Here is a 25,403-nt window from a genome sequence, read left to right on the forward strand (position 1 = left end):
ATCTCACGCCACCTGCACGAAAAGGCTTTCGAGCGGATGGAACAGCGAATGCAGGCGCACCCCGAAATGATGGTCAGCCGAAGATCCATCGTCGAGCATCCCTTCGGCAACCTTAAACAGTGGTTATTTGGCAACGCTCGCTTCTTACTGCGACAGCTTGAGGGCACGAGGGCTGAAATGGCCCTGGCGGTGAACGCCTACAACCTGAAAAGAGCGATTAACGTGCTTGGCGCACGTCAGTTGATGGCGTTGATGGGCTGAAAAGCCTTTTTTCGTCTGCTGTGAGCACAAAAGCAAACGCCCCGAACAAGTCGGGGCGTTTGCTGGAACCACCATTAGTGTGTTTTCACACAGTCTGGTAAGGCGCGTATTGGAGGCCAAGCAACGACTTGGGTTGTTCGACGACCCCTATCGCTATATCAATGCAGCCCGTGAAAACGCCAGTCTATTGACCGCGGGCAGCCGGGCGCTGGCGAGGGAAGCGGCGCGCAAATCCATAGTCCTGTTAAAAAACCAGGGGGCACTGCTGCCCTTGCCCAAGGATCTGTCCAGGCTCCTGGTAGTGGGCGCGCTCGCCGACGACAAACTCTCGACCCTGGGCCCCTGGTCAGGCGTCGGGCGCGCCGAGGAATCGATCAGTGTTCTGCAAGGCATCAGACAGGCGGTTTCGCCCGCCACACAGGTGGTCTACCTGCCGGGGGCGTCGCCCGATAACGCCGACCTTCATGCAATCGAGGAGGCGCAGCAGGCTGCCGCCAGCGCCGATGTGATTATTGCCGTACTCGGCGAGCGTGCGAACATGAGCGGAGAAGCACACAGTCGCTCCACTCTCGATTTACCTGGAGCACAGGATGCCCTGCTGGCACGACTGATCGAAACCGGCAAGCCCTTGGTGGTTGTCCTCATGAACGGTCGCCCACTGGCCATCCCCAGGATGGACGCACAGGTCCCGGCGATCCTCGAATCCTGGTTCCTCGGCACGGAAATGGGCAATGGGGTGGCCGATGTCCTATTCGGCGACAGCAACCCCAGTGGCAAGCTACCCATCACCTTTCCCCGGTCGGTAGGGCAGATACCGATCTACTATGCCCACAAGAACACCGGACGACCTCCAAGTGCCGATCCGCCCTACACCTCGTCCTATATTGACCAGTCCTGGAAACCGCTCTATCCATTCGGTCATGGACTGAGCTACACGAGCTTCACCTACGACCCACCTCGGCTGAGTGCCACGCAACTGACAGCCGCGGACACCTTGCAGGTGGACGTCACCGTCCACAACAGCGGGCAACGCGAGGGCGAAGAAATCGCGCAGCTCTACCTGCGCGATAATATCGCCAGCGTGACTCGTCCCGTGCGGGCCCTACGCGGCTTCACCCGAGTGAAGCTGATGCCGGGCGAGGCTCGTAAACTGCGCTTCCTACTCGACAAAGACGACTTCGCCCTGCTGGACCGCTACTTTCTATGGCGGGTGGAGCCCGGCACCTTCACCGTTTTCGTGGGTGGCAGCTCCACTACCGACAATCAAGCAAGCTTCGAAGTGACCGGCCTGGCCAGGGTAGAAGGCCAGGGTTCGACGATTCCACGCACGCTACGTGCTCCCGTGAACAACGCGCAAGAGTGAAACGAACCGGGACGACACACTTTGTGTCGTCTTCCCGACAAGCGCAAAATGCCTGACCGACCTGATGAGTCCGACCCAAAGGAAACCGTATGAGCCTGTCCCTTCTGAGCCGCTATGCCTTCTTTGCCGGCTGCGTGATCTTCACCTTCGCCAGCCTGCCATTCCTCAAGCATGACTGGCTCTGGCCGTTCGCCCTGGTCACTGGCCTGCTTAGCTTGCTGGGCCTGTTCGACCTGCTGCAATGCCGTCACGCGGTGCGTCGCAACTACCCGATCCTGGGCAATATCCGTTATCTGGTCGAAGGCATTCGTCCGGAGATCCGCCAGTACCTGCTGGAATCCGACAGCGACGCCCTGCCCTTCTCCCGCGCTCAACGCTCATTGGTGTACTCGCGGGCCAAGAATGAAAGCGCCGACAAGCCCTTCGGCACCCTGATCGACGTGTACCAGTCGGGCTTCGAATTCATCGGCCACTCGATGCGTCCGGCACCGTTGAGCGATCCTAGCGCCTTTCGGGTGATTGTCGGCGGGCCGCAGTGCAAGCAACCGTACTCGGCCTCGATATTCAATATCTCGGCGATGAGCTTCGGCTCCCTCAGTGCCAATGCCATCCGCGCCTTGAATCAGGGCGCCAAGCTCGGCAACTTCGCCCATGACACCGGCGAAGGCAGCATCAGCCCATATCATCGGGAAAACGGTGGCGACCTCACCTGGGAACTGGGCAGTGGCTATTTCGGTTGCCGTACCGCCGACGGCCGCTTCGACCCAGAGCGCTTCGCCGCCCAGGCGCAGAACCCACAGGTACGGATGATCGAAATCAAAATGAGCCAGGGCGCCAAACCCGGCCACGGCGGCATCCTGCCCAAGCACAAGGTGACCCAGGAAATCGCCGAAACGCGCGGGGTCATGATGGGCGAGGACTGCGTCTCACCATCACGTCACAGCGCCTTCTCGACACCCATCGAGATGATGCAGTTCATTGCCCAACTGCGTGAGCTGTCCGGTGGCAAACCGGTGGGTTTCAAATTCTGCCTGGGCCACCCGTGGGAATTCATGGGCATTGCCAAGGCGATGCTGGAGACCGGCATCTACCCGGACTTCATCGTAGTCGATGGCAAGGAAGGCGGCACCGGCGCGGCACCGGTCGAGTTTACCGACCATATCGGCGTGCCCATGCGCGAGGGCCTGCTGTTCGTACACAACACCCTGGTGGGTTTGAATCTGCGGGACAAGATCAAGCTCGGGGCCAGTGGCAAGATCGTCAGCGCTTTCGATATCGCCAGTGTCCTGGCCATCGGCGCCGACTGGGCTAACTCGGCGCGTGGCTTCATGTTTGCCATCGGTTGCATCCAGTCACAGAGCTGCCACACCAACAAGTGTCCAACCGGCGTCGCCACCCAGGACACCTTGCGCCAGCGTGCGCTGGTGGTACCGGACAAGGCCCAGCGGGTATTCAACTTCCATCGCAACACCCTCAAGGCCCTGGCGGAAATGCTCGCGGCGGCGGGGCTCGATCATCCGTCCCAACTGGAAGCCAAGCATCTGGTCCGCCGCATGTCGGCGACCGAGATCAAGCTGTTCTCGCAACTGCATGTGTTCCTCAAGCCGGGTGAATTGCTCACCGGTGAAGTGAACGGCGAGTTCTATTCGCGCATGTGGCAAATGGCCCGAGCCGACAGCTTCGAACCCCACCAAGTGGTCGCGGCCTGAGGTCAGGCCGGCTGATGCCAGCCACGTCGCGTTTCTTCAGGCAGCGGCATACTTCAATGCCGCTGCCCTGCATTTACTTGAGGATAATAAAGAACCGGGCCTGCCCCACAGGTTAGTGGCCTGTGTGGTTAGTTCTATGAGTCAATTTCGGCGCCATAAATCCCTGGCTTGCGTTGCTGTTCCTCGCCATAGCCCGGCTATGACTCGTCACAGCGCCTTAGCCATGAACTTAGGGCATCCGAACTTGAGCTAACGAACTCACCGTACAGGCCACCAGAGCAGAAAAATGTGACATTTGGTAATAGCCCACTTTTGCAATTACCCGAAAATCCCGCCACCCTGCGCGCCGCCGACCCGCAGTGCGCAAATTCCGACGGCCGCGCCGGTCATATTCAACATTCGCCCACAGAGCCCGCTGCCATGCTAAACGGACGCGACCCACGCATCGACTTTTTTCGGGGACTGGCGCTGATCTTCATTTTCTGGGATCACGTGCCCCACAACCCCCTCGGCCAGATCACTCTGCGTAATATCGGATTCAGTGATGCGGCAGAGGTCTTCGTGTTTCTCGCCGGCTATGCGGCGATTCTCGCCTACGGCAAGATCCTACAACGCGAGGGTTATTGGCTCGCCACCTTGAAAATCCTGCGCCGCGCCTGGGTGCTGTACGTGGTGCATATTTTCTTGCTGGCGATGCTGATGGGGATCGTGTTCTTCGCCAACAGCCATGTCGAGACTCGCGATCTGGCCCAGGAAATGGGTCTTACGCATTTCGTCACCCACCCGCAACAAGCCCTGGTGGATGAATTACTGCTGCGTTTCAAACCGAATCTGATGGACCCGCTACCGTTGTATATCGTGCTGCTGGCCGGTCTGCCGCTGGTGTTACCCTTGCTGCTGCACAAGACCTGGCTGGTGGTGCTGGTGTCGTTGACGGTGTACCTGCTGGCGCCAAGGCTGGGCTGGAATCTGGCGGCGATTGCCGACGGTGTGTGGTACTTCAACCCTGTCACCTGGCAGTTGCTGTTTGTACTCGGTGGCGCGGCGGCGATTCGCGCCCGGCAATCCAAGCCCGCGCCAGCACGGGCACTGTCCCGCCAACCGCTATTTGTCGTGGCGGCCCTCTATGTGCTGGTGTGCGCCGTGCTCACCATTTCCTGGAGATGGCCGCAGATCCACGACGCCTTGATGCCGGTGGCGCTGAGTGAGCTGATTTATCCCATCAGCAAGACCGATCTGTCACCGATGCGCCTGTTGCACTTCCTGGCGCTGGCCTATGTCACCGCAAAGTTGCTGCCCAAGGGTAGCTGGACACAAAACTGGCTGGCACAACAGACCTGCCGCATGGGCCGTTACTCGCTGGAGGTCTTTTGCCTGGGGGTGTTGTTGGCGCCCCTGGCGGACATGATCAATGCCATGGCCGACGACGCCTTCGCCATGCAAGTATTCACCGCCTTGTTCGGTGCCGCACTGATGGCCCTGCTGGGCGCCTGGCTGGATTTCAACCAACGGCTGGGACAACCGGCTCGGACAGTAACGGCGTAGAAGCGCGATACCGCCAACAACAAGCCCGCGGTCGATTGCTCGTCCACGGGCTTGTTCATTTCATACCGCGCTCAGGAAGTCGGACTCGTGACACCAGTCGATACGTTGTTCGGTTGCAGCTTGAACACATAGAACAGCAGCGTCAGCAGTACCAGAAAGGCCGGACCGATGTACAGCGCGACGCGGGTGTCGGGGAAGTAGGCCATCAACGCGACCACCAGCACCAGGAACGCCAACGCCAGATACGAACTGAGCGGATACAACCACATACGATACTGCAGGCCAGCACGCTGTGAAGCCGTCAGGCCCTGGCGGAATTTCAGTTGCGCCAGCAAAATCATCACCCAGGTCCAGATCGCGCCGAAGGTAGCGATGGATGTCACCCAGACAAAGACTTTCTCCGGCACCAGGTAGTTAAGTAGCACACCGAGCAGCAAAGCCCCGATGGACAACAGCAGCGCACGGCGGGGCACGCCATTGTTCGAAGTCCTGGCAAAGGTTGCCGGCGCCTGGCCGTTCTGCGCCAGGCTGTAGAGCATACGCCCGGTGCTGAAGATGCCACCGTTGCAGGAGGACAATGCAGCGGTGATCACCACGAAGTTGATGATACCGGCGGCGGTTTTGATCCCCAGGCGCTCGAAGGTCATCACGAACGGGCTGCCCTGGGTGCCAATGGCGTTCCATGGGTAGATCGACAGGATCACGAACAACGCGCCGACATAGAACAGCAAGATGCGCCAGAACACTGAGCCGATGGCATTCGGAATGGTCTTGTGCGGGTTGCGCGCCTCGCCAGCGGTCAAGCCGATCATTTCCACGCCCAGGTAGGCGAACATCACCATCTGCAAGGACATCAGTACACCGCTGATGCCGTTGGGCATGAAGCCGCCATTGCTCCACAAATTGGAAATGCCCAGGGCCACACCGTCATTGCCAAAGCCGAAGGCAATCACGCCGATGCCGCCGATGACCATCGCAATGATGGTGACGATCTTGATCAGGGCGAACCAGAACTCGAATTCGCCAAAGGCCTTCACGGCGATCAGGTTGATCGTGCCCATGCTGACCAGCGCCGCCAGGGCCCAGATCCAGCGGGGCACATCGGGGAACCAGACGCCCATGTACACCGCGACCGCCGTGATTTCCGCCACGCAGGTCACCAGCCAAAGGAACCAGTAGTTCCAGCCGGTGAGAAACCCCGCCAGCGGGCCGAGATAGTCCTGGGCATAACGACTGAAGGAGCCGGCGACCGGATTGTGCACGGCCATTTCACCGAGGGCACGCATGATCACCAGGATCGCCAGGCCACCGATGATGTAGGACAGCATGATCGCCGGCCCCGCCATTTCGATAGCCTGGGCAGAACCGAGAAACAGGCCCACGCCGATGCAGGCGCCGAGCGCCATCAGGCGAATATGTCGTTCACCGAGTTCGCGTTTGAGCGGGCCGCCTTGAGCGGTCTCGCCAGGGGGCAGGTGAGTGCCAACAGGCATAGGGGACAACCTCGTCTTGTTATTGGATATGAACCACCGAGCCAAGGAGCGACGGACAGATAAGCCCGGACTCCCGGATACCGGGGCCGCTTCGTGAGCGATGCCATCCCACAAGACAAACCTGCAGGATCAGCGGGGTGCGCAGTATAAAAAGCGGGGAGCAGGATTTTTCACTCTATAAACTACAAGTTTCAGCGATAACTCTCGGCGAAAGCGCTGAAAACAGAGGTACGTTACCTGGGTTCTACCAGCCCTGTCGCACAAAAAACGCGGAGGAGTATTGCACGGCAATGAGGCAACGTCATACTCCAAGCCGAGGCCGACCTTAATCCGCTTAAGGCTCTGGCTCAAGCCTTTCAGCCCAGAGTCCGACAATATGCGTGACGTCGTATTCCCGACGTATTCCCGCTAACAAGCCGTTCACAGGCAGGAAATACCTGACCGCCCTCACAAAATTTTCCTCGCCCTCTGGCAGCGTCTAAGCTTCAGGCAAGTGCGATCAATCTGCGTGAATGGATGAATCGACTATGGGTGCTCAATGGAACTCCGATTCGACCAAGAATGTGGTGCCAACCCACAGTTCGGATGAGGCGCCTTTACCGAAAAAAAAACGTAGACGCAGGCCCTGGTGGCCGTTGTTCTGGCTGGCGGTGTTGATTGCCCTGATTCTGCTCGGGGTCGCCGCCTCCCACGAAATGCATACCTCCAAAATCCAGGCACGGGAGTTCAGCCGTTTTGCCGCTGACCTGAGTTACTCCCTGGCTCATGGCCCCAGCGACTCACTGCTGTACCCCGGCGACGGCCCTTTCGACAAACGCATGGGCTATAGCGACATAGGGACTTTCCTCACCCGGCTGGCCAAGCGCGGCTACCTGGTCGAAGCACAGGCACGCTTCTCCCCCGCCTTGCTCGACTACAGCGAGGCGGGCTTTTTTGTGCCCTACGTGGAGAAAATCCAGGCCGGCCTGTCGATCACCGACTGCCGGGGCGCCGATCTCTACCAGTACAACTATCCACAACAGCTCTATGCTAACTTCGCCGCCATCCCGCCGCTGGTGGTCAACAGCCTGTTGTTTATCGAAAACCGCGATTTGCTCGACTCTGCTCACCCCATGGCCAACCCCGCCGTGGATTGGCCGCGCTTCGGCAAAGCGGTGCTGTCGCAGATTGCCAAGATCTTGCATATCGGCGGCCAGACCGCTGGCGGCAGCACCCTGGCAACGCAACTGGAGAAGTACCGCCACTCTCCGGATGGCCTGACCTTGTCAGGAGGCGAGAAAATCCGGCAGATGATTTCCGCCAGTGTACGGGCTTACCAGGACGGGCCACAGACCCTGCAGGTGCGGCAGAACGTGGTGCGTGACTACCTCAACAGCGTGCCCCTGTCGGCGGTGCCCGGTCACGGTGAAGTCCATGGCATGGCCGAGGGCTTGCGGGTCTGGTACGGCGCGGACTTCGCCCAGGTCAACGCACAGTTGAACAGCGCCGCCAGCGATCCGACGAGCCTGGCCAAACGTGGGCTGGCGCTGCGTGAGGTGCTGTCGCTGATGATCGCCCAGCGGCGTCCGTCACACTACCTCGCGCGAGGTCGCAATGAGCTGGCCGAACTGACCGACAGCCACTTGCGCCTGCTGGCCCAGAATGGCGTGATCGACGCACCGCTGGCCGCCGCCGCGCTGGCGAGCAAGGTCAGCTACCGGGACTGGCTGCAAGAGCCAACCATCCAGCCGGTGGAATCGAACAAGGGCATCAGCGTGGCCCGCAGTCGATTGGCGGCGATGCTCAACCGTTCGTTGTACGACCTCGATCGCCTTGACCTGTCGGCCACCAGCACCTTGCAATCACAGTTGCAAGGCCAGGTCAGTGACTACCTGCGCCGCCTGGCAAACCCGGAGTTCGCCGACTCTATCGGCCTGCTGGGCGAACGCCTGCTCACCGCCAGCAGCACCCAACAGGTGCGCTACAGCTTCACTCTGTTCGAACTGACTGCCGACAGCTACCGGGTCCGCGTACAGACCGACAGCACCGACCAGCCCTTCGACATCAACGAAGGCAGCAAACTGGAGCTGGGCTCCACCGCCAAGCTGCGGGTCCTCACCACCTACCTGCAGATCATCGCCGAACTGCATGATCGCTACGGCGATCAATCCCCGACGGCACTGAAGAAAGTCGAGATCAACGAGCAGGACCGCATCACCCGCTGGGCCGTTGACTACCTGGCGCAAAACAGCGACCGCAACCTGCCGAAAATGCTCGAGGCAGCGCTTAACCGCCAGTATTCGGCGAGTCCTGGCGAAAGCTTCTTTACCGGCGGCGGCCTGCATCGTTTCCACAACTTCCGCAACGAAGACAATGGCCGCCGCCCGACCTTGCTTGAGGCGCTACGCGAGTCGATCAACCTGCCGTTTATCCGGCTAATGCGCGACCTGGTGCGCTACAGCACCTACCAGGGTCCGAACAACAGTGCCGAGTTGCTCAAGGACGATGACAATCCGCGCCGCCAGGAATACCTGGCGCGCTTCGCCGACCGCGAAGGCACGGCCTTCATGTTGCGCTTCTGGAAAAAATACCAGAACAAGGATTCCCAGGAACGCCTGGAAACCTTCCTCGACAGCATGCGCCCGACGCCGATTCGCCTGGCGGCCGTCCATCGCTACCTGCTGCCGCAAGCACCGCAAGCGGCGTTCAACGCCTTTGTCCGGTCCCACCTGAAAACCGAGAAGGTCACCGACGAACGCCTTGCCAAGCTCTACAACAGCTACGGTCCCGGGACCTACGACCTACCGGACCAGGGTTATATCGCCAAGGTTCACCCGCTAGACCTGTGGTTGCTCGGCTACCTGTTGAAAAACCCCCAGGCCAAGTTCAGCCAGGTGGTGAGCGCCAGCGAGTTCGAACGCCAGGAAGTCTATGGTTGGTTGTTCAAGAGCAAGCACAAGAGCGCCCGCGACAGCCGAATCCGGGTGATGGTGGAGATCGAGGCCTTTCTCGATATCCACCAGCGCTGGCAACAGGTCGGCTATCCCTTCGACCATCTGGTACCGTCCCTGGCGACGGCTATCGGCAGTTCCGGCGACCGCCCGACGGCATTGGCCGAACTGATGGGGATCATCCTCAACGACGGGATACGGATGCCGATACTGCGCATCGACAGCCTGCACTTCGCCGCCGACACGCCCTATGAAACACAATTGCTCAATGACCCAGGCAGGGGCCAGCGGGTCATGCCCTCGGAGGTGGCCACAGCCTTGCGCCTGGCGTTGTCACAAGTGGTGGATGCCGGGACCGCCCGGCGCGTTTCCGGCAGTTTCAAACAGCCGGACGGCACCTCGCTGGCCATGGGCGGCAAGACCGGGACGGGGGATAACCGGATCGAAGCCATCGGCGCGGGCGGGCGAGTCTTGAGCTCGAAGTCGATCAACCGCACCGCGACCTTTGTCTTCTACATCGGCGACCATCACTTTGGCACCTTGACCGCCTTCGTTCCGGGGCGCTCGGCTGAAACCTTCAAATTCACCTCGGCATTGCCGGTCCAGGTGCTCAAGGGCATGGCGCCGATCCTGACGCCCTATCTGCAGCCAGGCAGCAACACCTTATGCACCGCCACGAGCGTCGCAACCGCCGCCGAGAAACAGCCCCATTCAGCCTTCGGCATGAAAACGCTTGGCCAGGGTGTAACTCTTTTTCCAGTAGGCGTTGCTCAGGGAATCAATGCGCACGGTCTTGCCACTGCGCGGTGAGTGAATGAACTTGCCCCCTCCCACATAGAGCCCGACATGGCTCACACTGCCCCGACCGTTGCGGTTGAAAAACACCGCATCACCGGGCTTCAGGCTGCTGCGCTGGATAGTCTTGGCGCTGGAGCGGCGCATCCCCACCGTGGTGCGCGGCAGATGGATATCGGCCTCGTTCTGAAACAGGTAGACCAGTAGGCCACTGCAATCGAAGCCTTTGACCGACATGCCGCCCCAACGATAAGGCGTCCCGATCAATTGATGGGCACGGTCAATAACGTTGTCGATGGATGGTTCCACCGCCCCATCGGTGGCCCGGACCTGGGTGGCCTTGACCGAAGAATTTTTCGCTGATTTGAGGGTGGCATGGGCTGGCCAGAAGCTTCCCAACACCAGTAAAAACAGCACAGCTAACACTGACCTGGACATGATAAACGTCGCCTTTGTTGACATCAGGCGGCATGGTACGGAGCTGTCCAGGGCTTGCTTAGAGTGCTTTTCTCGGCTTTATGTAGGAAATATCCCAATAATAAACACGAAAACATCCACCCTTGCGTCGGGTGATCAGTGTGAGTGCCGTCCACGCCAGCGGTCCACGCCGATCAACAGCAGCGCTACCAGCACAAACCCCAGCAGGATCTGCCCGGCATTGATGAACACCTGTGGATAACCCAAGCTATCGACATCGACAAAGGGATACGGATACGCCCCGATCACATGACCGCGCAACAGCACATAGGCGAAATACATCAGTGGGTAAACCATCCACGGCACCACCTGCCACCAACGCAAAGTGCCCTTCGGCACGCAGCGCCACCAGTAGGTCACGAACAGCAGCGGCATCAGGTCGTGCAGCAATTCATCCGCCAGCCACTGCAATCCCTGGGGATGCCACAGGGGACGCAATAACAGGTTGTACGCCAACCCCACCACCACAATATTCGCCACGATGGCGGTACGCACCGAAGGCCTGAGAAAAAATCGTCGGCCGGACGACTCCCTCGGCGTCACTTCATAGGTCAGCACCACTGCCACCAGGGTGTTGGTCAGCACCGTGAAGAAACTGAAGAATGTCAGCAGCCCACCCAACAGACTTGCCTCGACCTGCCAACGCGAAATCAGCATCAGCTGCAATTGGATGCCCAAGCCACTCCAGCCCAGCAGCGCCGCGACCAGCAACGCGAGGCGCGAACAACCATCCGTGGCACCGTGATGGTCAGGCATGCCTTTGAACTCCACGACGCGGCGTCAACGCTTGGTGCGCATCAATTTCACATAAAGCTTCTCGACCTTCTCCCGCGCCCACGGGGTCTTGCGCAGAAAGGTCAGGCTTGACTTGATGCTCGGATCACTCTTGAAGCAACGGATATCGATGCGCTCGACCAGGCCTGCCCATTGGTAATGAGCCACCAGGACGTTGAGAATCTGCTCCAAGGTCACCCCATGCAGGGGGTTGTTGGGTGTATCGGTCATGCCAAACCTTCAATGACGAAATGGGACAAGCCGGGCACCTTAGCCGAGGCCTTCGCCAGGGGGAAGAGCCGCAGCGGACGATGAGGCCGTGTACCCCTGCGATAACGCAGAAAGCGCTCAGAATTGAGTCTAACGTGTTTGCGAACCGATAAAATATGTTACGTTATAACAACTCAACATTATTCATCGATCAAACCCAGCCGTTTTCAATCTGTTCTTGCGACTCAAAAGTGCACGCCGCACCCCGCTTGCCAAGGAAACATTCATGCTTTTCTCCTCTCCTCTACGCACTCATCTGACTCCGCTGGCCGCCGCCTGGTTGATGGCAGGTCCGGCCCATGCCTTGGAGCTGCAACCTCAGGTCATCACCGCCAACCCGCTGGGCAGCGAACACACCGCCTCTCCCAGCACCGTGCTCGAAGGCGACGACCTGACCCTGCAACAGCAAGGCAGCCTCGGCGAAACCCTGAACAAACAACCTGGGGTATCGTCGTCCTACTTCGGGCCAGGTGCCAGTCGACCAATCATTCGCGGCCAGGACGGCGACCGCATCCGCCTGTTGCGCAATGGCGTCGGTGCGCTGGATGCCTCGTCGCTGTCCTACGACCACGCAGTGCCACTGGACCCGGTCACTGTCGACCGAATCGAAATCGTCCGAGGCCCCGCCGCCCTGCTCTATGGCGGTAGCGCCATCGGCGGGGTGGTCAATACCTTCGACAACCGAATTCCAACCAGCCCCATCGACGGCATCCACGGGGCCGGCGAGCTGCGTTACGGTGGTGCCGACACCACCCGCAGCAGCGCTGGCAAACTGGAAGCCGGCAACGGCAGCTTTGCCCTGCACCTGGATGCCAACGCCCGCGAATTCAATGACCTGCGCATTCCCGGCGACGCCCGCAACCGCAACGCCCCGGCCAGTGAAGACGGCGAAGGCCGCCATGGTCGCCTGGGCAACAGCGACGGTCGCCAGGACGGTGGCGCGGTGGGCGGCTCCTACACTTGGGAGGACGGTTACGCCGGCCTGTCCTACAGCAACTATGACAGCAACTACGGCTCCCCTGCCGAGCAGGATGTACGCATCCGCATGCAGCAGGATCACTACGCCTTCGCCTCGGAAGTCCGCAACCTGCAAGGGCCTTTCAGCTCGGTGAAACTCGATGCCGGTTACACCGACTACGAACACCGCGAAATCGAAGGCGGCGAAGTCGGTACGGTCTTCAAGAACAAGGGTTATGAAGCCAGAGTCGAAGCCCGTCACCTGCCGGTCGGTCCCTTTAACGGAGTGATCGGCGCGCAAGTTACCCGCAACGAATTCTCCGCCCTGGGCGAGGAAGCCTTCGTCCCGCAGACCGACACCAACAGCGGGGCACTATTCCTGCTCGAAGAACTCAAGGCCAGCGACCGCCTGACCTTCAGCCTCGGCGGCCGCCTGGAACACACTACGGTCGACCCGGACAGCAAGGGCAACGAACGCTTTGCCAATGCCGAGCGCAGCAACAGCTTCACCGCTGCCAGCCTGTCCTCCGGCGCGGTCTACACCCTGACACCGATTTGGTCCCTGGCCGCGACGCTGGGCTACACCGAACGGGCGCCGACCTTCTACGAGCTGTATGCCAACGGCGCCCATGTGGCCACCGGCACTTATGAAGTCGGCGATGCCAACCTGTCGAAGGAAAAAGCGGTGTCCAGCGACCTGGCCCTGCGCTTCGACAACGGCACTCACAAAGGCAGCTTCGGCGTGTTCTACAGCCATTTCTCCAACTACATCGGCCTGTTGGGCAGCGGGCGCACCCTCAACGACGAAGGCCTGGAGGACGCTGACGGGATTGCCGAATACCGCTACTCGGGCGTGCGGGCACGCTTCGCCGGCTTCGAGGCACAGGATCACTGGAAGCTCGGCGAAAGCGCTTATGGCAGCTTTGCCCTGGAACTGTCCGGGGACTACACCCGCGCCACCAATCTCGATACCGGCGAAGCCCTGCCGCGTATCGCGCCATTGCGCCTAAACAGTGGTTTACTGTGGGAACTGGATCGCTGGCAGGCCCGCTTCGATGTCGAACACGCGGCGGGACAAGGTCGGGTACCGGACAACGAATCAGGCACCTCCAGCTATACCACCTTCGGCGCCAGCGCCGGTTATCACTTCGATATCGGTAGCAGCCAGTGGCTGGCCTTCGTCAAGGGCGACAACCTGACCAACCAGACCGTGCGCTACGCCAGCTCGATCCTGCGCGATATCGCGCCGGCACCGGGACGCAGCGTCGAGTTCGGCTTGCGTACCACGTTCTAGGGACTGTGGGAGCGGAGCCTGGCTCTGTACGAAATGTATCCGCGCTCGCCCAGGCAGCGTTGAAAACAGGCTAGCTTTGCCCGGCCTCGTTCGAAGGCATTTCGTACAGACCTAGCCGGCGAAGGAGACAACGCGGTTATTGCAAACACAGACGGATGGATTGTCAAACACCTGACCGAACATAATAGTTGCAGTACCACTTCACGAAGCGCATCGCGCCTTCTTCGATCAGCGTATTCGGACGAAATCCTATATCGCGCGATAAATCACCGATGTCTGCGCACGTCACTGTCATGTCTTCCACTGGCCGCGTCATCCGGTTGAGCTTCGCCTTTCGCCCCAGCAACTTCTCCAGGATTTCGATCAGATGCATCAACTGCACCGCATGGTGAGTACCGATGTTATAGATCCGGTAAGGCGCATCGCTGCTGGCCGGGTCCGGGCGATCCCCATGCCACGTCGGATCGACCTCCGGTACGCGTCGCATCAAACGCATCACGACCTCCGTGATATCGTCGATAAACGTAAAGTCCCGCTGCATATCGCCGTTATTGAACAGGTCGATGGGGTGTCCTTCAAGAATGGCCTTCGTAAAGGCGAACAACGCCATATCCGGCCGCCCCCAAGGGCCATAGACCGTGAAAAAACGTAGCCCTGTCGTCGGCAGCCGATAGAGATGTGAATAGGTATGCGCCATCAATTCATTGGATTTTTTCGTTGCGGCATAAAGGCTGAGAGGGTGGTCCACATTATCGTGAGTTGAGAAAGGCAGCCGCGTGTTCGCACCATATACGGAGCTTGACGAGGCGTAGATCAGATGCCGTACAGAGGTATGTCGGCATATCTCCAGGATATTCATGAAACCGACGAGATTCGACTCCACATAACCGCTCACCGGGTTCTTGGGTGAACAACGAACGCCTGCCTGAGCGGCCATATGCACAACATATTCGAAACACTCGGAGCTGGCGAGAGCGTGCATATCCTCCTGGTTCGCAACATCCAGTAATTCGAAGCGAAAACCCGCCGACTTTTGGAGCATCGCCAGCCGTGCTCTTTTCAACGAAACGTCATAATAGTCATTCAGGTTGTCAAGACCGACCACTTGGTCACCGTCTTGCAGTAAGCGCCGAGCAATATGAAACCCAATAAAGCCCGCGACTCCGGTTACGAGAATCTTGCTCATGGTGTTACCTCGTACCGTCGATCAGTACACCGGACAGAGACGAAACAGGCCGGCGGATAGATTCGCCATGGCCGCGACTCTCGTTGCAAGCCTCCAATAGATAGAGCATGCATGAAGTCAATAGGACCCTAGAAGAACGCGGAACAAGACTCTACTGTCAGAAATGACAGTCCTGACCAATGGCCAGTCTTTGTTCGTCAACGATTCAGCGGGTCCAAAAAAGCTGGCCTGACGGGGTACTAAAAATTCGGCGAGCGCAGATTAGCGACCGTCGCACAAAAGATCGCACGACGAACGAAGCGATTGGCTACTATTTGGGTCAAATCGACGAACGAACGCTGCCTGGAAAAATTTCCACAAAAAAACAAGCATGTACAAACTACCTTCTACAGCTATCGGTCGGATTGAGCCTGGCTATCGCTCCAGCCCATTGAAACCAGCAGAAGCCCGCCCCATCTAACCTGCATACTCAACAGTGCAGGTGCCCCAATGAGCAACCAGCAAGAATTCCCCGATCATCCGACCCAACAGGCCGAGGCCGAGCGTCTCGCGGACCACCCCGAGACCAGCGCCACTGCCGGTACCGGCTTGGCCCTGCCGGGGCAGAATCTGCCCGACAAGGTCTATATCATCCCGATTCACAATCGCCCGTTCTTCCCGGCACAGGTGCTACCGGTCATCGTCAATGAAGAACCCTGGGCCGAAACCCTGGAGTTGGTGAGCAAGTCCGAACATCACTCCCTGGCGCTGTTCTTCGTCGACACGCCGCCCGAAGACACCCGTCATTTTGACACCAAGAGCCTGCCTGAGTACGGCACCCTGGTGAAGGTCCACCACGCCAGCCGCGAGGGCGGCAAGCTGCAGTTCGTCGCCCAGGGCTTGACCCGCGTGCGCATTCGCACCTGGCTCAAGCATCATCGCCCGCCGTACCTGGTGGAAGTCGAATACCCGCACCAGCCCAGCGAGCCGACCGACGAGGTCAAGGCCTACGGCATGGCACTGATCAATGCGATCAAGGAATTGCTGCCGCTCAACCCGCTGTACAGCGAAGAACTGAAGAACTACCTCAATCGCTTCAGCCCCAACGACCCGTCGCCGCTGACTGACTTCGCCGCCGCCCTCACGTCGGCGACAGGCAATGAGCTGCAGGAGGTCCTCGATTGCGTGCCGATGCTCAAGCGCATGGAAAAAGTCCTGCCGATGCTGCGCAAGGAGGTCGAGGTTGCGCGCCTGCAGAAGGAAATCTCCGCCGAAGTGAACCGCAAGATCGGCGAACACCAGCGCGAGTTCTTCCTCAAAGAACAGCTCAAGGTCATCCAGCAGGAGCTGGGGCTTACCAAGGACGACCGTAGCGCCGATATCGAGCAGTTCGAGCAACGCTTACAGGGCAAGGTTCTGTCGTCCCAGGCGCAGAAGCGTATCACCGAGGAAATGAGCAAGCTGTCGATCCTCGAGACGGGCTCGCCGGAATATGCCGTCACCCGCAACTACCTGGAATGGGCGACCTCCGTGCCGTGGGGCGTGTACAGCGAGGACAAGCTCGACCTCAAACATGCGCGCAAGGTACTGGACCAGCACCATGCTGGCCTGGATGACATCAAATCGCGAATTCTCGAATTCCTCGCGGTCGGTGCCTACAAGGGTGAGATCAGCGGCTCTATTGTGTTGCTGGTGGGTCCTCCGGGCGTCGGCAAGACCAGCATCGGCAAATCCATCGCCGAATCCCTCGGGCGGCGCTTCTACCGGTTCAGCGTCGGCGGCATGCGCGACGAGGCCGAGATCAAGGGTCATCGCCGCACCTATATCGGCGCCCAGCCGGGCAAGCTGGTGCAAGCACTGAAGGACGTCGAGGTGATGAACCCGGTAATCATGCTCGACGAGATCGACAAGATGGGCCAGAGCTTCCAAGGCGACCCAGCCTCCGCGCTGCTGGAAACCCTCGACCCGGAACAGAACGTCGACTTCCTCGACCATTATCTAGACCTGCGCCTGGACCTGTCGAAAGTGCTGTTCGTCTGCACCGCCAACACCCTGGATTCGATTCCCGGCCCGCTGCTCGATCGTATGGAAATCATTCGCCTGTCTGGCTATATCACCGAAGAAAAACTGGCGATCGCCAAGCGCCATCTGTGGCCCAAGCAGTTGGCGAAAGCCGGCGTGGCCAAAAGCAGTCTGTCGATCAGCGACGGTGCCCTGCGCACGCTGATCGACGGCTATGCCCGCGAAGCCGGCGTGCGCCAGTTGGAAAAACAGCTCGGCAAGCTGGTGCGCAAGTCGGTGGTCAAGCTGCTGGATGCGCCCGACAGCACGATCAAGATTGGCAACAAGGATCTCGAAGCGTCCCTGGGTATACCGGTGTTTCGCAACGAGCAGGTACTGAGCGGCACCGGGGTGATTACCGGCCTGGCCTGGACCAGCATGGGCGGCGCGACCCTGCCGATCGAGGCGACGCGGATTCATACGCTCAATCGCGGCTTCAAGCTCACCGGGCAGTTGGGCGAGGTGATGAAGGAGTCGGCGGAAATCGCCTACAGCTACGTCAGTTCCAACCTCAAGCAGTTCGGCGGTGACCCAGGGTTCTTCGATGAGGCCTTTGTTCACCTGCATGTGCCGGAGGGCGCCACGCCGAAGGACGGCCCGAGTGCAGGCGTCACCATGGCCAGCGCCCTGTTGTCCCTGGCCAGGAACCAGCCGCCGAAGAAAGGCGTGGCCATGACCGGCGAACTGACCCTGACCGGACATGTGCTGCCGATTGGCGGCGTGCGCGAGAAAGTGATCGCGGCACGGCGACAGAAGATTCACGAATTGATCCTGCCGGAACCGAATCGGGGCCATTTCGAGGAACTGCCGGACTACCTGAAGGAAGGCATCACTGTGCACTTCGCCAAGCGTTTCGCCGATGTCGCGAAGGTGTTGTTCTGATTGTCACTGCCCGTGGCACACGGCGAATCTTGGGTTATGCTCCGTTATCGCTGCAATGATTGGAGATACTATGACCCCGATTCACCTGTTGCTTGTGTTAAGCCTGGGGCTGCTGGCCGCCTGCGCACAGCAGCCCCGCCAAAACGTAACGGTGGAAAACCAGCGTGAGTGCCCGATGCAACTCACGCCTGGGCAGAACATGATCCTCACCCTGCCGAGCAACCCCACCAGCGGTTATCGCTGGGCCATCCAGGACTCCGCCGGCGGCGTGCTGAAGAGCCTCGGACCGGAGGTCTACCGTAACCCGCAGAACAGTGATGTGATCGGCGCCGCCGGCCAATCGAGCTGGCGCTTCCAGGCATTCGCCGCCGGCACCGGGCGCTTGCGCCTGACCTATCAACAACCCTGGGAACCGGAAGTTGCGCCCGTACAAAGCTTCGATTGCCCAATCGTGGTGAAGTAACCTGCCCCGGTTGATTCTCGCCTCGAGGGATGCCGTTGCGCTCCTCGACGGGGTGAACATCGATTCGCGGCTGTTTGTCCAGAAGCCCCATGCTCCCGAGCCGGGGTGGGCCTGAGTTTCGCCGTGCCCGAACGCTTTATCCGACAAACCGCGCATCCCCGTGTCAACTTGGCTAAAATGCCGACCCTTTTTCTCGATCGTCGCCGGAACCGCCGTGAGCAAAGAACCCGACCGCCTTTTCGCCCAACCCCTGCCCCAGTTAACGGACTTCGCCTTCAATGAAGACGTGGTGCGGGTGTTCCCGGACATGATCAAGCGTTCGGTGCCCGGTTATCCGACCATTGTCGAAAACCTTGGCGTGCTCGCCGCGCAGTTCGCCCAGCCGGGCAGCGTGCTCTATGACCTGGGCAGTTCCCTCGGCGCGGTGACCCAGGCCCTGCGTCGGCATGTGCGCCTCGATGGCTGCCGGGTGATTGCCGTGGATAACTCCCGTGCCATGGTCGAACGCTGCCGTGAGTACCTCAACGGCCAGGACTCGATGTTCCAGGAGCTGTTGCCGGTCGAAGTAATCGAAGGCGATATCCTCGCCCTGGACTTCCAGCCCGCGTCGGTGGTGGCCCTGAATTTCACCCTGCAATTCATAGCCCCCGAGCAACGCCTTGCCCTGCTCGGACGCATCCGCCAGGCCGTGCTGCCCGGCGGCGCGCTGATCCTGTCGGAGAAACTGCGCTTCAATGATGTCGAGGAACATACGCTGCTCACCGATCTGCATATCGCCTTCAAGCGCGCCAACGGCTACAGCGAACTGGAAATCGCCCAGAAACGCAGTGCCATCGAAAACGTCATGAAGCCCGACAGCCTCGAAGAACACCGAGAGCGTCTGCTGGCGGCGGGTTTCTCAAAAGTCGTGCCGTGGTTCCAGTGTCTTAACTTTGCCTCGTTGATTGCCCTGCCATGATCGATCTGTCACCCCTCGCCCGCCGTCTGGCGGGCACCCCGCTGGCCGTTTGGGCCGACGGCCTGCAAGCCCGACTCGATAGCAGGATGGACAAAGGTCATGGCGACCTGCAACGCTGGCAGAGTGCACTCGACGCTCTGCCGAAGATCCAGCCGAGCGCGGTCGACCTGCTCAACGGGCTGATCCTCGACGGCGACTGTGACGACGCCACTCGTGTGCAGATGCGCAGTGCCCTGATGGGCCTGAGCCCCTGGCGCAAAGGACCGTTCGACCTGTTCGGTGTGCATGTCGACACCGAATGGCGCTCGGACTGGAAATGGTCGCGGGTCGCTCCACACCTAGATCTCAAGGGCAAGCGCATTCTCGATGTCGGCTGCGGCAATGGTTACTACCTGTGGCGTATGCTCGGTGCCGGTGCCGACACAGTGATCGGGGTCGATCCGAACTGGCTGTTCTTCTGCCAGTTCCAGGCGGTCCAACGCTACCTGTCGGAGCCTGCGGCGTGGCACCTGCCGTTTCCGTTCGAGGACTTGCCGGCCAATCTGGAAGGCTTCGACACGGTGTTTTCCATGGGCGTGTTCTACCATCGGCGCTCGCCCATCGAGCATTTGCTGGCGCTGAAGGACTGCCTGGTCAAAGGCGGTGAACTGGTGCTGGAAACCCTGGTGGTGGGAGGCGACGCGAACCAGGTGCTGGTGCCGGAGGATCGTTACGCGCAGATGCGCAACGTCTGGTTCCTGCCCTCTGTACCAGCGCTGGAGCGTTGGTTGCGGCGTGCCGGGTTCAGCGATGTGCGGTGCGTGGACGTGAGCGTGACCACCGTGCAGGAGCAACGTGGAACCGAATGGATGAAGTATCAATCACTGAGCGACTTTCTCGACCCCGAGGATCACAGCAAGACCATCGAAGGACTGCCGGCGCCGATGCGAGCGGTGATCGTCGCCCGCAAATAAACCTCGCCCCTGAGAGAGTTGGACTCCCTGCGGCGAGCGGGTCCAGCTTCGCACCTCAGGCAGATGTGAATCAGGACCTGGCCCGACGACGGGCCTTGAAGAACTCGCTGAGAATGCTTGCGCACTCCTCGACCAGCACGCCACCCTCGAACAGCACACGATGATTGAGAAAGTCCTGGCTGAAGAACTGTCCCTGACTCTGCACGACCCCTGCCTTGGGCTCCAGCGCGCCGTACACCACTCGGGCAATCCGCGCATGGACGATCAGCCCGGCGCACATGCTGCACGGTTCCAAGGTGACGTAGAGGGTACTGCCCGGCAGCCGGTAATTGCCCGCAGCCTGGGCCGCCGCACGAATGGCGACCATCTCGGCATGAGCGCTCGGATCGCTGGCGCTGATCGGGCAGTTGAAGCCGCGCCCGATAATCTCGCCGCCCTGGACCACCACCGCGCCTACCGGCACCTCACCCAGCGCCGCGCCCTGATTCGCCAACGACAAAGCCTCGCGCATGAAATCCTGGTCGCGGCTGCGATCGATGATCGCGGTGGGACGAATCTGGCGCATCACGCCACCTCGATGGCGGCCATCAGGCCGGTTTCCATATGGTCGACCACATGGCAATGGAACATCCACACCCCTGGATTATCCGCCACCAGGGCCACCCGCGCGCGCTCGTTCTTACCCAGCAGATAGGTATCGGTGAAGTACGGAATGATCGTCTTGCGATTCGAGGCAATGACCTTGAAGCTCATGCCGTGCAGGTGGATCGGATGTTGGTACTGGGTCATGTTCTTCAATTCGAAAATATAGCTCTTGCCCTTCTCCAATTTGGCGATGAGCCGGTCGGCGCAGGTTTTGTCGGTGATGTCCCAAGCTCTACCGTTGATCTGCCAAAGGCTCGGCGGACGGCCAGTATCGAGGTTCACCGAGACCGAGCCCACCCATTCGAAATTGAAGTTGAGCTTCTCGGCATTCGCCAGGTCCGGCTCGGCAATCGGGTTGGCCGGCAAGGCGGGGGGCCACTCGGTCGGGGCGTCGGCGTTAGCGACCGAACGGAAGGTGCCGAGCCGCACCGGGCCGTTGCGCAAGGACAACTCCTCACCCACCGCTGGGGCCTTGATCGCCAGGCAGATGCGCATGCCTGGCCCGAGCCAGTACTCCTTGCCCAGGGGCCGTGGCACCACGGGGTTACCATCCAGAGCATAGATCCGCGCTTCGGCGCCTGGGATATTGATGCGATAAGTCAACGTGTTATCAAGATTGAGCAGACGTACCCGGGTGATCTGTCCGGCCGGTAGCTCGACCACCGCTTGCGGCCTACCGTTGATGGTCGCCAGCCGTCCCGCCGTCCCGCCCCGCGCAGCCTCCCGGGGAATGCTGAAGGGCACGAATGCGCCCTCTTCATCGACATGCCAGCTTTTCAGGCTAAGGGTACGCTCATAGCGAAAACCAGTGGGCTCGCGCTCTTCGATGATCAATGGACCGACCAGCCCGCGACCCAACTCTTCGCTGCTGTTGACGTGGGGATGGTACCAGTAGCTGCCCGCATCCGGGACGCGGAACTTGTAGTCGAAATACTCGCCCGGCAAGACCGGCAGTTGTGAAACATAGGGAACCCCGTCCATTTCCAACGGCAAGCGGATGCCGTGCCAGTGGATGGTGGTGGCAACGGGTAGATGGTTGATGAAACGCACTCGCAACCACTCCCCCTGGCGGACCCGCAGCTCGGTGCCCGGCACCGAAGGACCGAAGGCCCAGGCCGGAGTCCGGTGCCCGGCCACCAGCTCGACATCCAGCGGTGCGGCGATCAGTTGGTAATCATGTCCGATTTCGGCGTCAGCCATCTTCCTCAGCCAGTACCGCGATGCACCGCCGACGCCCACACCGATCACTGCCACACCGACCAGGCCACCGAGTATTTGCCGACGGGAAAAAGACATGAACTCAACCACCTCACCGAATCAACCGAGGGCCTAAGGCCCACAAAAGGCAAATACGATACACCCGCAGTTGAGAAACAGTAAGGCCAAGCTGGCGATAGGCCGCAGGCGCGTCCTGTCAGTCAGGCCCATTCGCGGCAATGCGGTGTCCCGACAAGCCTGGTCCCCCGGGTTTTCACTCGTAAACAAATGTCGAGTACAGCCCCAACATTGTGAGAGCAGGCTTGCCGGCGATGGCGTCAGTCCAGCCCTACCAATAAATGAACCACGCCACCGGGCAATGCCATCACCCCCGGTACACCGGCTGCCCGCAACCCCGACGAATCGATTCTGCTCGCATCATGCAACTCGACCCGTAGCCGCGTCAGCGCCACACGCCGCCAGGACTTGAGATTGGCCTCCCCGCCCAGGGCCGTCAGGATCGGCGCGGCCAGTGCTGGCGCCGGGGCGGCGCTGGCGAGCGTCGATTGATCCGGCACCAAGTCCGGAGTCAGGGCCTTCCAGAACGCCCGCTTTAATGTATCGAACATGATCAGTTCTCCAAGACCGGCGCGACCGCCGTTAATTGTTGATGCTGGCGCAGCAACTCACGGACCTGCTCCGCGCTTTCCTGGCCAAGAATCCGTTGCGCCAGCGTCCGACACTCCTCCAGGCTGACCTCGCGCACCGCCGCCTTGATCGATGGGATCAACGGTACGCCGACCGACAACTCATCCACCCCCAGCCCCAGTAGGGCCGGCAGCGCCAGAACCTCGGAGGCCAGGGTGCCGCAGACCCCCACCCACTTGCCATGGGCATGGGCCGCCTGCACCGTGGTGGCGATCAGGCGCAACACCGCCGGATGCAAACTATCGGCCTGACTCGCCAACTGCGGGTGATCACGGTCCATCGCCAGGGTGTACTGCGTCAGGTCGTTGGTCCCGATGGAGAAGAAATCCACTTGCGGCGCAAACAGATCGGCCATCAGGGCCGCCGAGGGCACCTCGACCATGATCCCCAGTTTCGGCAGTTCGCTCAGCCCCAGCGCTCGGGCTTCCTCGACCAGAAACAGTCGGGCCTGATGCAACTCGGCTAACTGAGTGATCATCGGTAGCATGATATGCAGCCGGGTCCGTCCGGCGCAGGCGAGGATTGCCCGCAATTGCTGGCGCAGCAGTTCGGGACGTTGCAGGCACAGGCGAATGCCGCGCATGCCGAGAAACGGGTTGGCCTCGCTGTCCATTGGCACATAAGCCAACGGCTTGTCACCACCGACATCGAGGGTACGCACCACCAGGGCGCGTTCCGGACCCAGGGCCTGGGCGATCGCAGAATAAGTGGTGCCCTGCTCTTCGATACTCGGGGCGCTGCTGCGATCAAGATAAAGAAACTCCGAGCGCAGCAAGCCGACGCCTTCGCCGCCCAGCGTCAGCGACTGCTTCACTTCCGCCAGCGAAGCTACGTTGGCCATGACCTTGACGTGATGCCCATCGCGGGTGCGCGCAGCCTGATGGGACTGTGCGGTTTCGCGCTGGCGACGCTGGCGCTGCTGCTGGCGCTTGACCAGCAACTGCTGGACGTCCGCCTCTTCGGGCTGTAGATGCAACTGCCCCAGATCGGCATCCAGCAGCACTTGGGTACCGCAGGCAATGTGTAAAGCCTGCGCCGGCAGTCCGCATAACGCCGGTAGGCCAAAGGCCCGGGCGAGGATCGCGACATGGCTGGTGGCACCGCCGCCGACCGTGGCGAACCCCAGCACCTTGCGCGTATCCAGCCCGACGGTTTGCGACGGCGTCAGTTGCTCGGCGATCAGGATCGCATCGTCCGGCAACTCCGTCGCCGGTTCCTGGACACCTTGGATCAAACGGAGTACGCGCTGGCCGACGTCCACCAGGTCCAGGGCGCGCTCGGCGAGCCGGTCGCCGCCGAGACGCTTGAACAAGGCCGCGGTCTGCGCGGTGGCTGCACGCCAGGCAAAGGCCGCGCTCTTGCCTTGGGCCAGCAGCGACTGGGCCTGCTCCAGCAGACTCGGGTCTTCGAGAAGCTCCTGGTGGGCCCGGAAAATCTGCGCCTGGGTGCTGCCGAGCGCATTGTCCTGCAAGGCCTGCAGGGCCTGGGTCGCTTCCATCAAGGCACGTTCGAGGGCGGCACGTTCGTGATCTTCGCCAACACCCGACTCCTGGACACTCAGCACTTGCTCGCAGATCTGCACCACCTTGCCGAAGGCCGAGCCTGGCGAGGCGCAGACTCCGCGCAAGAGGGTCGCGGACGATGCCTGCGGGGCATCGAAGGTTGCCACGGTGCTCTCGCTCGTAATGGTTTCACCACATCCCTGGGCAATCAGGGTCGTCAGCGTATCGAGGGCAGCCTGGGCATCCTCGCCCGCGGCACTGACCTGCAGGACATCGCCCGGACCGGTCTGCAACGCCATGATCGCCACCAGCGACTTGGCGTTGGCGCTGTCCTGGTGCCTGTGCAGATGGATACTGGCGGCAAAATCTTTCGCCGCCCGGGCCAGCACCGCCGCCGGACGGGCGTGCAGGCCATTGGCATTGGGCAGGCTAAGGGGGCGGGAGAATAACACTTCGCCCTCGCCCTTCACTGGCGCGATGCCGGGCGTCGCGGCCAGGCTCAGGCTTAGCAACGTCTGGCCGCTTTCGACCCGCCCGTCAGCAGGCACGTGCAGGGTAAGGGGCTCACCGCTGACCAGCACCACCAGGGTCAACAAACTGCGGGCATGCAGGGCCAGATAGTCCGCATCGAACTCGATCAGCGCTTGCCCTGCCTGTACCTGTTCGCCTGCGCGGACCCGTGCGGTAAAGCCCTTGCCCGCCAGATTCACGGTGTCCAGGCCGATATGCAACAGAACCTGCACGCCATGTTCATCGGTAAGGCTGATGGCATGCCCGCTGTCCTGAACATTGCTAATCACTCCGGCCAACGGTGCGCAGAGCACGCTGGACGTCGGATCGATACACAGGCCATCACCGATCAGGCGACTGGAGAACACCGAATCGGGGACCCGGTCCAATGGCATCAGCACCCCTGATAACGGCGCGAGCAGTTCCAGGGAAGAGGTTGCGGTCATGACATCACCTTCTATCGTTATTCTTTGAAACGCCGGCAGGGCAAA

General features: G+C 60.7%; 19 protein-coding genes. 10 read left to right on the forward strand and 9 right to left on the reverse strand.

Going from position 1 to position 25,403, the window contains the following annotated elements; all coding sequences use genetic code 11:
* The 4 genes from BMX68_RS20245 to BMX68_RS20260 form a co-directional block, all read left to right on the forward strand.
* Nucleotides 1-261: transposase (locus BMX68_RS20245; RefSeq protein WP_143063334.1), on the forward strand; the 261-nt coding region annotated here is incomplete at its 5' end.
* A gap of 79 nt (nt 262-340) precedes the next feature.
* Nucleotides 341-1,624 (forward strand): glycoside hydrolase family 3 C-terminal domain-containing protein, encoded by a 1,284-nt coding sequence (locus BMX68_RS20250; RefSeq protein WP_256218814.1) that lies wholly within the window; start codon nt 341-343, stop codon nt 1,622-1,624.
* 89 nt (nt 1,625-1,713) lie between these two features.
* On the forward strand, nt 1,714-3,333 hold the full coding sequence (locus tag BMX68_RS20255; protein WP_017131748.1) for an FMN-binding glutamate synthase family protein: 1,620 nt from the start codon (nt 1,714-1,716) through the stop codon (nt 3,331-3,333).
* 420 nt (nt 3,334-3,753) lie between these two features.
* Nucleotides 3,754-4,878: an OpgC family protein gene (locus BMX68_RS20260; RefSeq protein ID WP_017131747.1), complete on the forward strand. Its 1,125-nt coding sequence runs from the start codon at nt 3,754-3,756 to the stop codon at nt 4,876-4,878.
* Nucleotides 4,879-4,949: 71 nt separating this feature from the next.
* Here the strand turns inward: BMX68_RS20260 and BMX68_RS20265 are convergent, their stop codons facing one another.
* Nucleotides 4,950-6,371, reverse strand: a complete 1,422-nt coding sequence (locus BMX68_RS20265; protein ID WP_017131746.1) for an amino acid permease — start codon at nt 6,369-6,371, stop codon at nt 4,950-4,952.
* A 527-nt stretch (nt 6,372-6,898) separates the two neighbouring features.
* Here BMX68_RS20265 and BMX68_RS20270 point away from each other — a divergent pair.
* Nucleotides 6,899-10,111, forward strand: coding sequence for a transglycosylase domain-containing protein (locus BMX68_RS20270; protein WP_017131745.1), 3,213 nt, complete (start codon nt 6,899-6,901; stop codon nt 10,109-10,111).
* Here the strand turns inward: BMX68_RS20270 and BMX68_RS20275 are convergent.
* The 3 genes from BMX68_RS20275 to BMX68_RS20285 all read right to left on the reverse strand — a co-directional run bounded on the left by BMX68_RS20275 (nt 10,013) and on the right by BMX68_RS20285 (nt 11,578).
* Complete coding sequence (locus BMX68_RS20275; protein WP_081503026.1) at nt 10,013-10,534, reverse strand: C40 family peptidase; 522 nt, start codon at nt 10,532-10,534, stop codon at nt 10,013-10,015. The genes BMX68_RS20270 and BMX68_RS20275 overlap by 99 nt on opposite strands.
* Before the next feature lie 135 nt (nt 10,535-10,669).
* Nucleotides 10,670-11,329: a Pr6Pr family membrane protein gene (locus tag BMX68_RS20280; RefSeq protein WP_017131743.1), complete on the reverse strand. Its 660-nt coding sequence runs from the start codon at nt 11,327-11,329 to the stop codon at nt 10,670-10,672.
* Between the two features lie 24 nt (nt 11,330-11,353).
* Nucleotides 11,354-11,578, reverse strand: coding sequence for a VF530 family protein (locus tag BMX68_RS20285; protein WP_017131742.1), 225 nt, complete (start codon nt 11,576-11,578; stop codon nt 11,354-11,356).
* A gap of 265 nt (nt 11,579-11,843) precedes the next feature.
* Here BMX68_RS20285 and BMX68_RS20290 point away from each other — a divergent pair, with 265 nt between their 5' ends.
* Nucleotides 11,844-13,868 (forward strand): TonB-dependent receptor, encoded by a 2,025-nt coding sequence (locus BMX68_RS20290; RefSeq protein ID WP_017131741.1) that lies wholly within the window; start codon nt 11,844-11,846, stop codon nt 13,866-13,868.
* Nucleotides 13,869-14,031: 163 nt separating this feature from the next.
* On the opposite strand, the gene BMX68_RS20295 is transcribed toward BMX68_RS20290, so the two are convergent.
* Nucleotides 14,032-15,054 carry an NAD-dependent epimerase gene (locus BMX68_RS20295; RefSeq protein WP_017131740.1) on the reverse strand — a complete coding sequence of 341 codons (1,023 nt, stop codon included), beginning with the start codon at nt 15,052-15,054 and terminating at the stop codon, nt 14,032-14,034.
* A gap of 489 nt (nt 15,055-15,543) precedes the next feature.
* On the opposite strand from BMX68_RS20295, the gene lon reads away from it, so the two are divergent.
* From lon to cmoB, 4 genes are all read left to right on the forward strand, one after another.
* Nucleotides 15,544-17,976: an endopeptidase La gene (lon, locus tag BMX68_RS20300; RefSeq protein WP_017131739.1), complete on the forward strand. Its 2,433-nt coding sequence runs from the start codon at nt 15,544-15,546 to the stop codon at nt 17,974-17,976.
* A gap of 70 nt (nt 17,977-18,046) precedes the next feature.
* Entirely contained in the window at nt 18,047-18,439 is a 393-nt protein-coding gene (locus BMX68_RS20305) for a protease inhibitor I42 family protein (RefSeq protein WP_017131738.1), read from the forward strand.
* A 214-nt stretch (nt 18,440-18,653) separates the two neighbouring features.
* A complete protein-coding gene (gene cmoA, locus BMX68_RS20310) occupies nt 18,654-19,397 on the forward strand; it encodes a carboxy-S-adenosyl-L-methionine synthase CmoA (protein ID WP_017131737.1) in 744 nt (247 codons plus the stop codon).
* Nucleotides 19,394-20,350, forward strand: coding sequence for a tRNA 5-methoxyuridine(34)/uridine 5-oxyacetic acid(34) synthase CmoB (gene cmoB / locus BMX68_RS20315; protein WP_017131736.1), 957 nt, complete (start codon nt 19,394-19,396; stop codon nt 20,348-20,350). Before cmoA ends, cmoB begins: the two co-directional genes overlap by 4 nt.
* Nucleotides 20,351-20,420: 70 nt before the next feature.
* Here the strand turns inward: cmoB and tadA are convergent, their stop codons facing one another.
* The 4 genes from tadA to ptsP all read right to left on the reverse strand — a co-directional run bounded on the left by tadA (nt 20,421) and on the right by ptsP (nt 25,358).
* Nucleotides 20,421-20,915, reverse strand: coding sequence for a tRNA adenosine(34) deaminase TadA (gene tadA / locus BMX68_RS20320; protein ID WP_017131735.1), 495 nt, complete (start codon nt 20,913-20,915; stop codon nt 20,421-20,423).
* A complete protein-coding gene (locus BMX68_RS20325; protein WP_017131734.1) occupies nt 20,915-22,291 on the reverse strand; it encodes a multicopper oxidase family protein in 1,377 nt (458 codons plus the stop codon). Before BMX68_RS20325 ends, tadA begins: the two co-directional genes overlap by 1 nt.
* A gap of 239 nt (nt 22,292-22,530) precedes the next feature.
* On the reverse strand, nt 22,531-22,821 hold the full coding sequence (locus BMX68_RS20330; protein ID WP_017131733.1) for a PTS sugar transporter subunit IIB: 291 nt from the start codon (nt 22,819-22,821) through the stop codon (nt 22,531-22,533).
* 2 nt (nt 22,822-22,823) lie between these two features.
* The gene (gene ptsP / locus BMX68_RS20335; RefSeq protein ID WP_017131732.1) at nt 22,824-25,358 is read right to left on the reverse strand and encodes a phosphoenolpyruvate--protein phosphotransferase; all 2,535 of its coding nucleotides are present in this window, start codon (nt 25,356-25,358) and stop codon (nt 22,824-22,826) included.
* Nucleotides 25,359-25,403: the final 45 nt, after the last annotated feature.

Origin of the sequence: Pseudomonas agarici (genome assembly GCF_900109755.1) — a bacterium.
GTDB lineage: Bacteria > Pseudomonadota > Gammaproteobacteria > Pseudomonadales > Pseudomonadaceae > Aquipseudomonas > Aquipseudomonas agarici.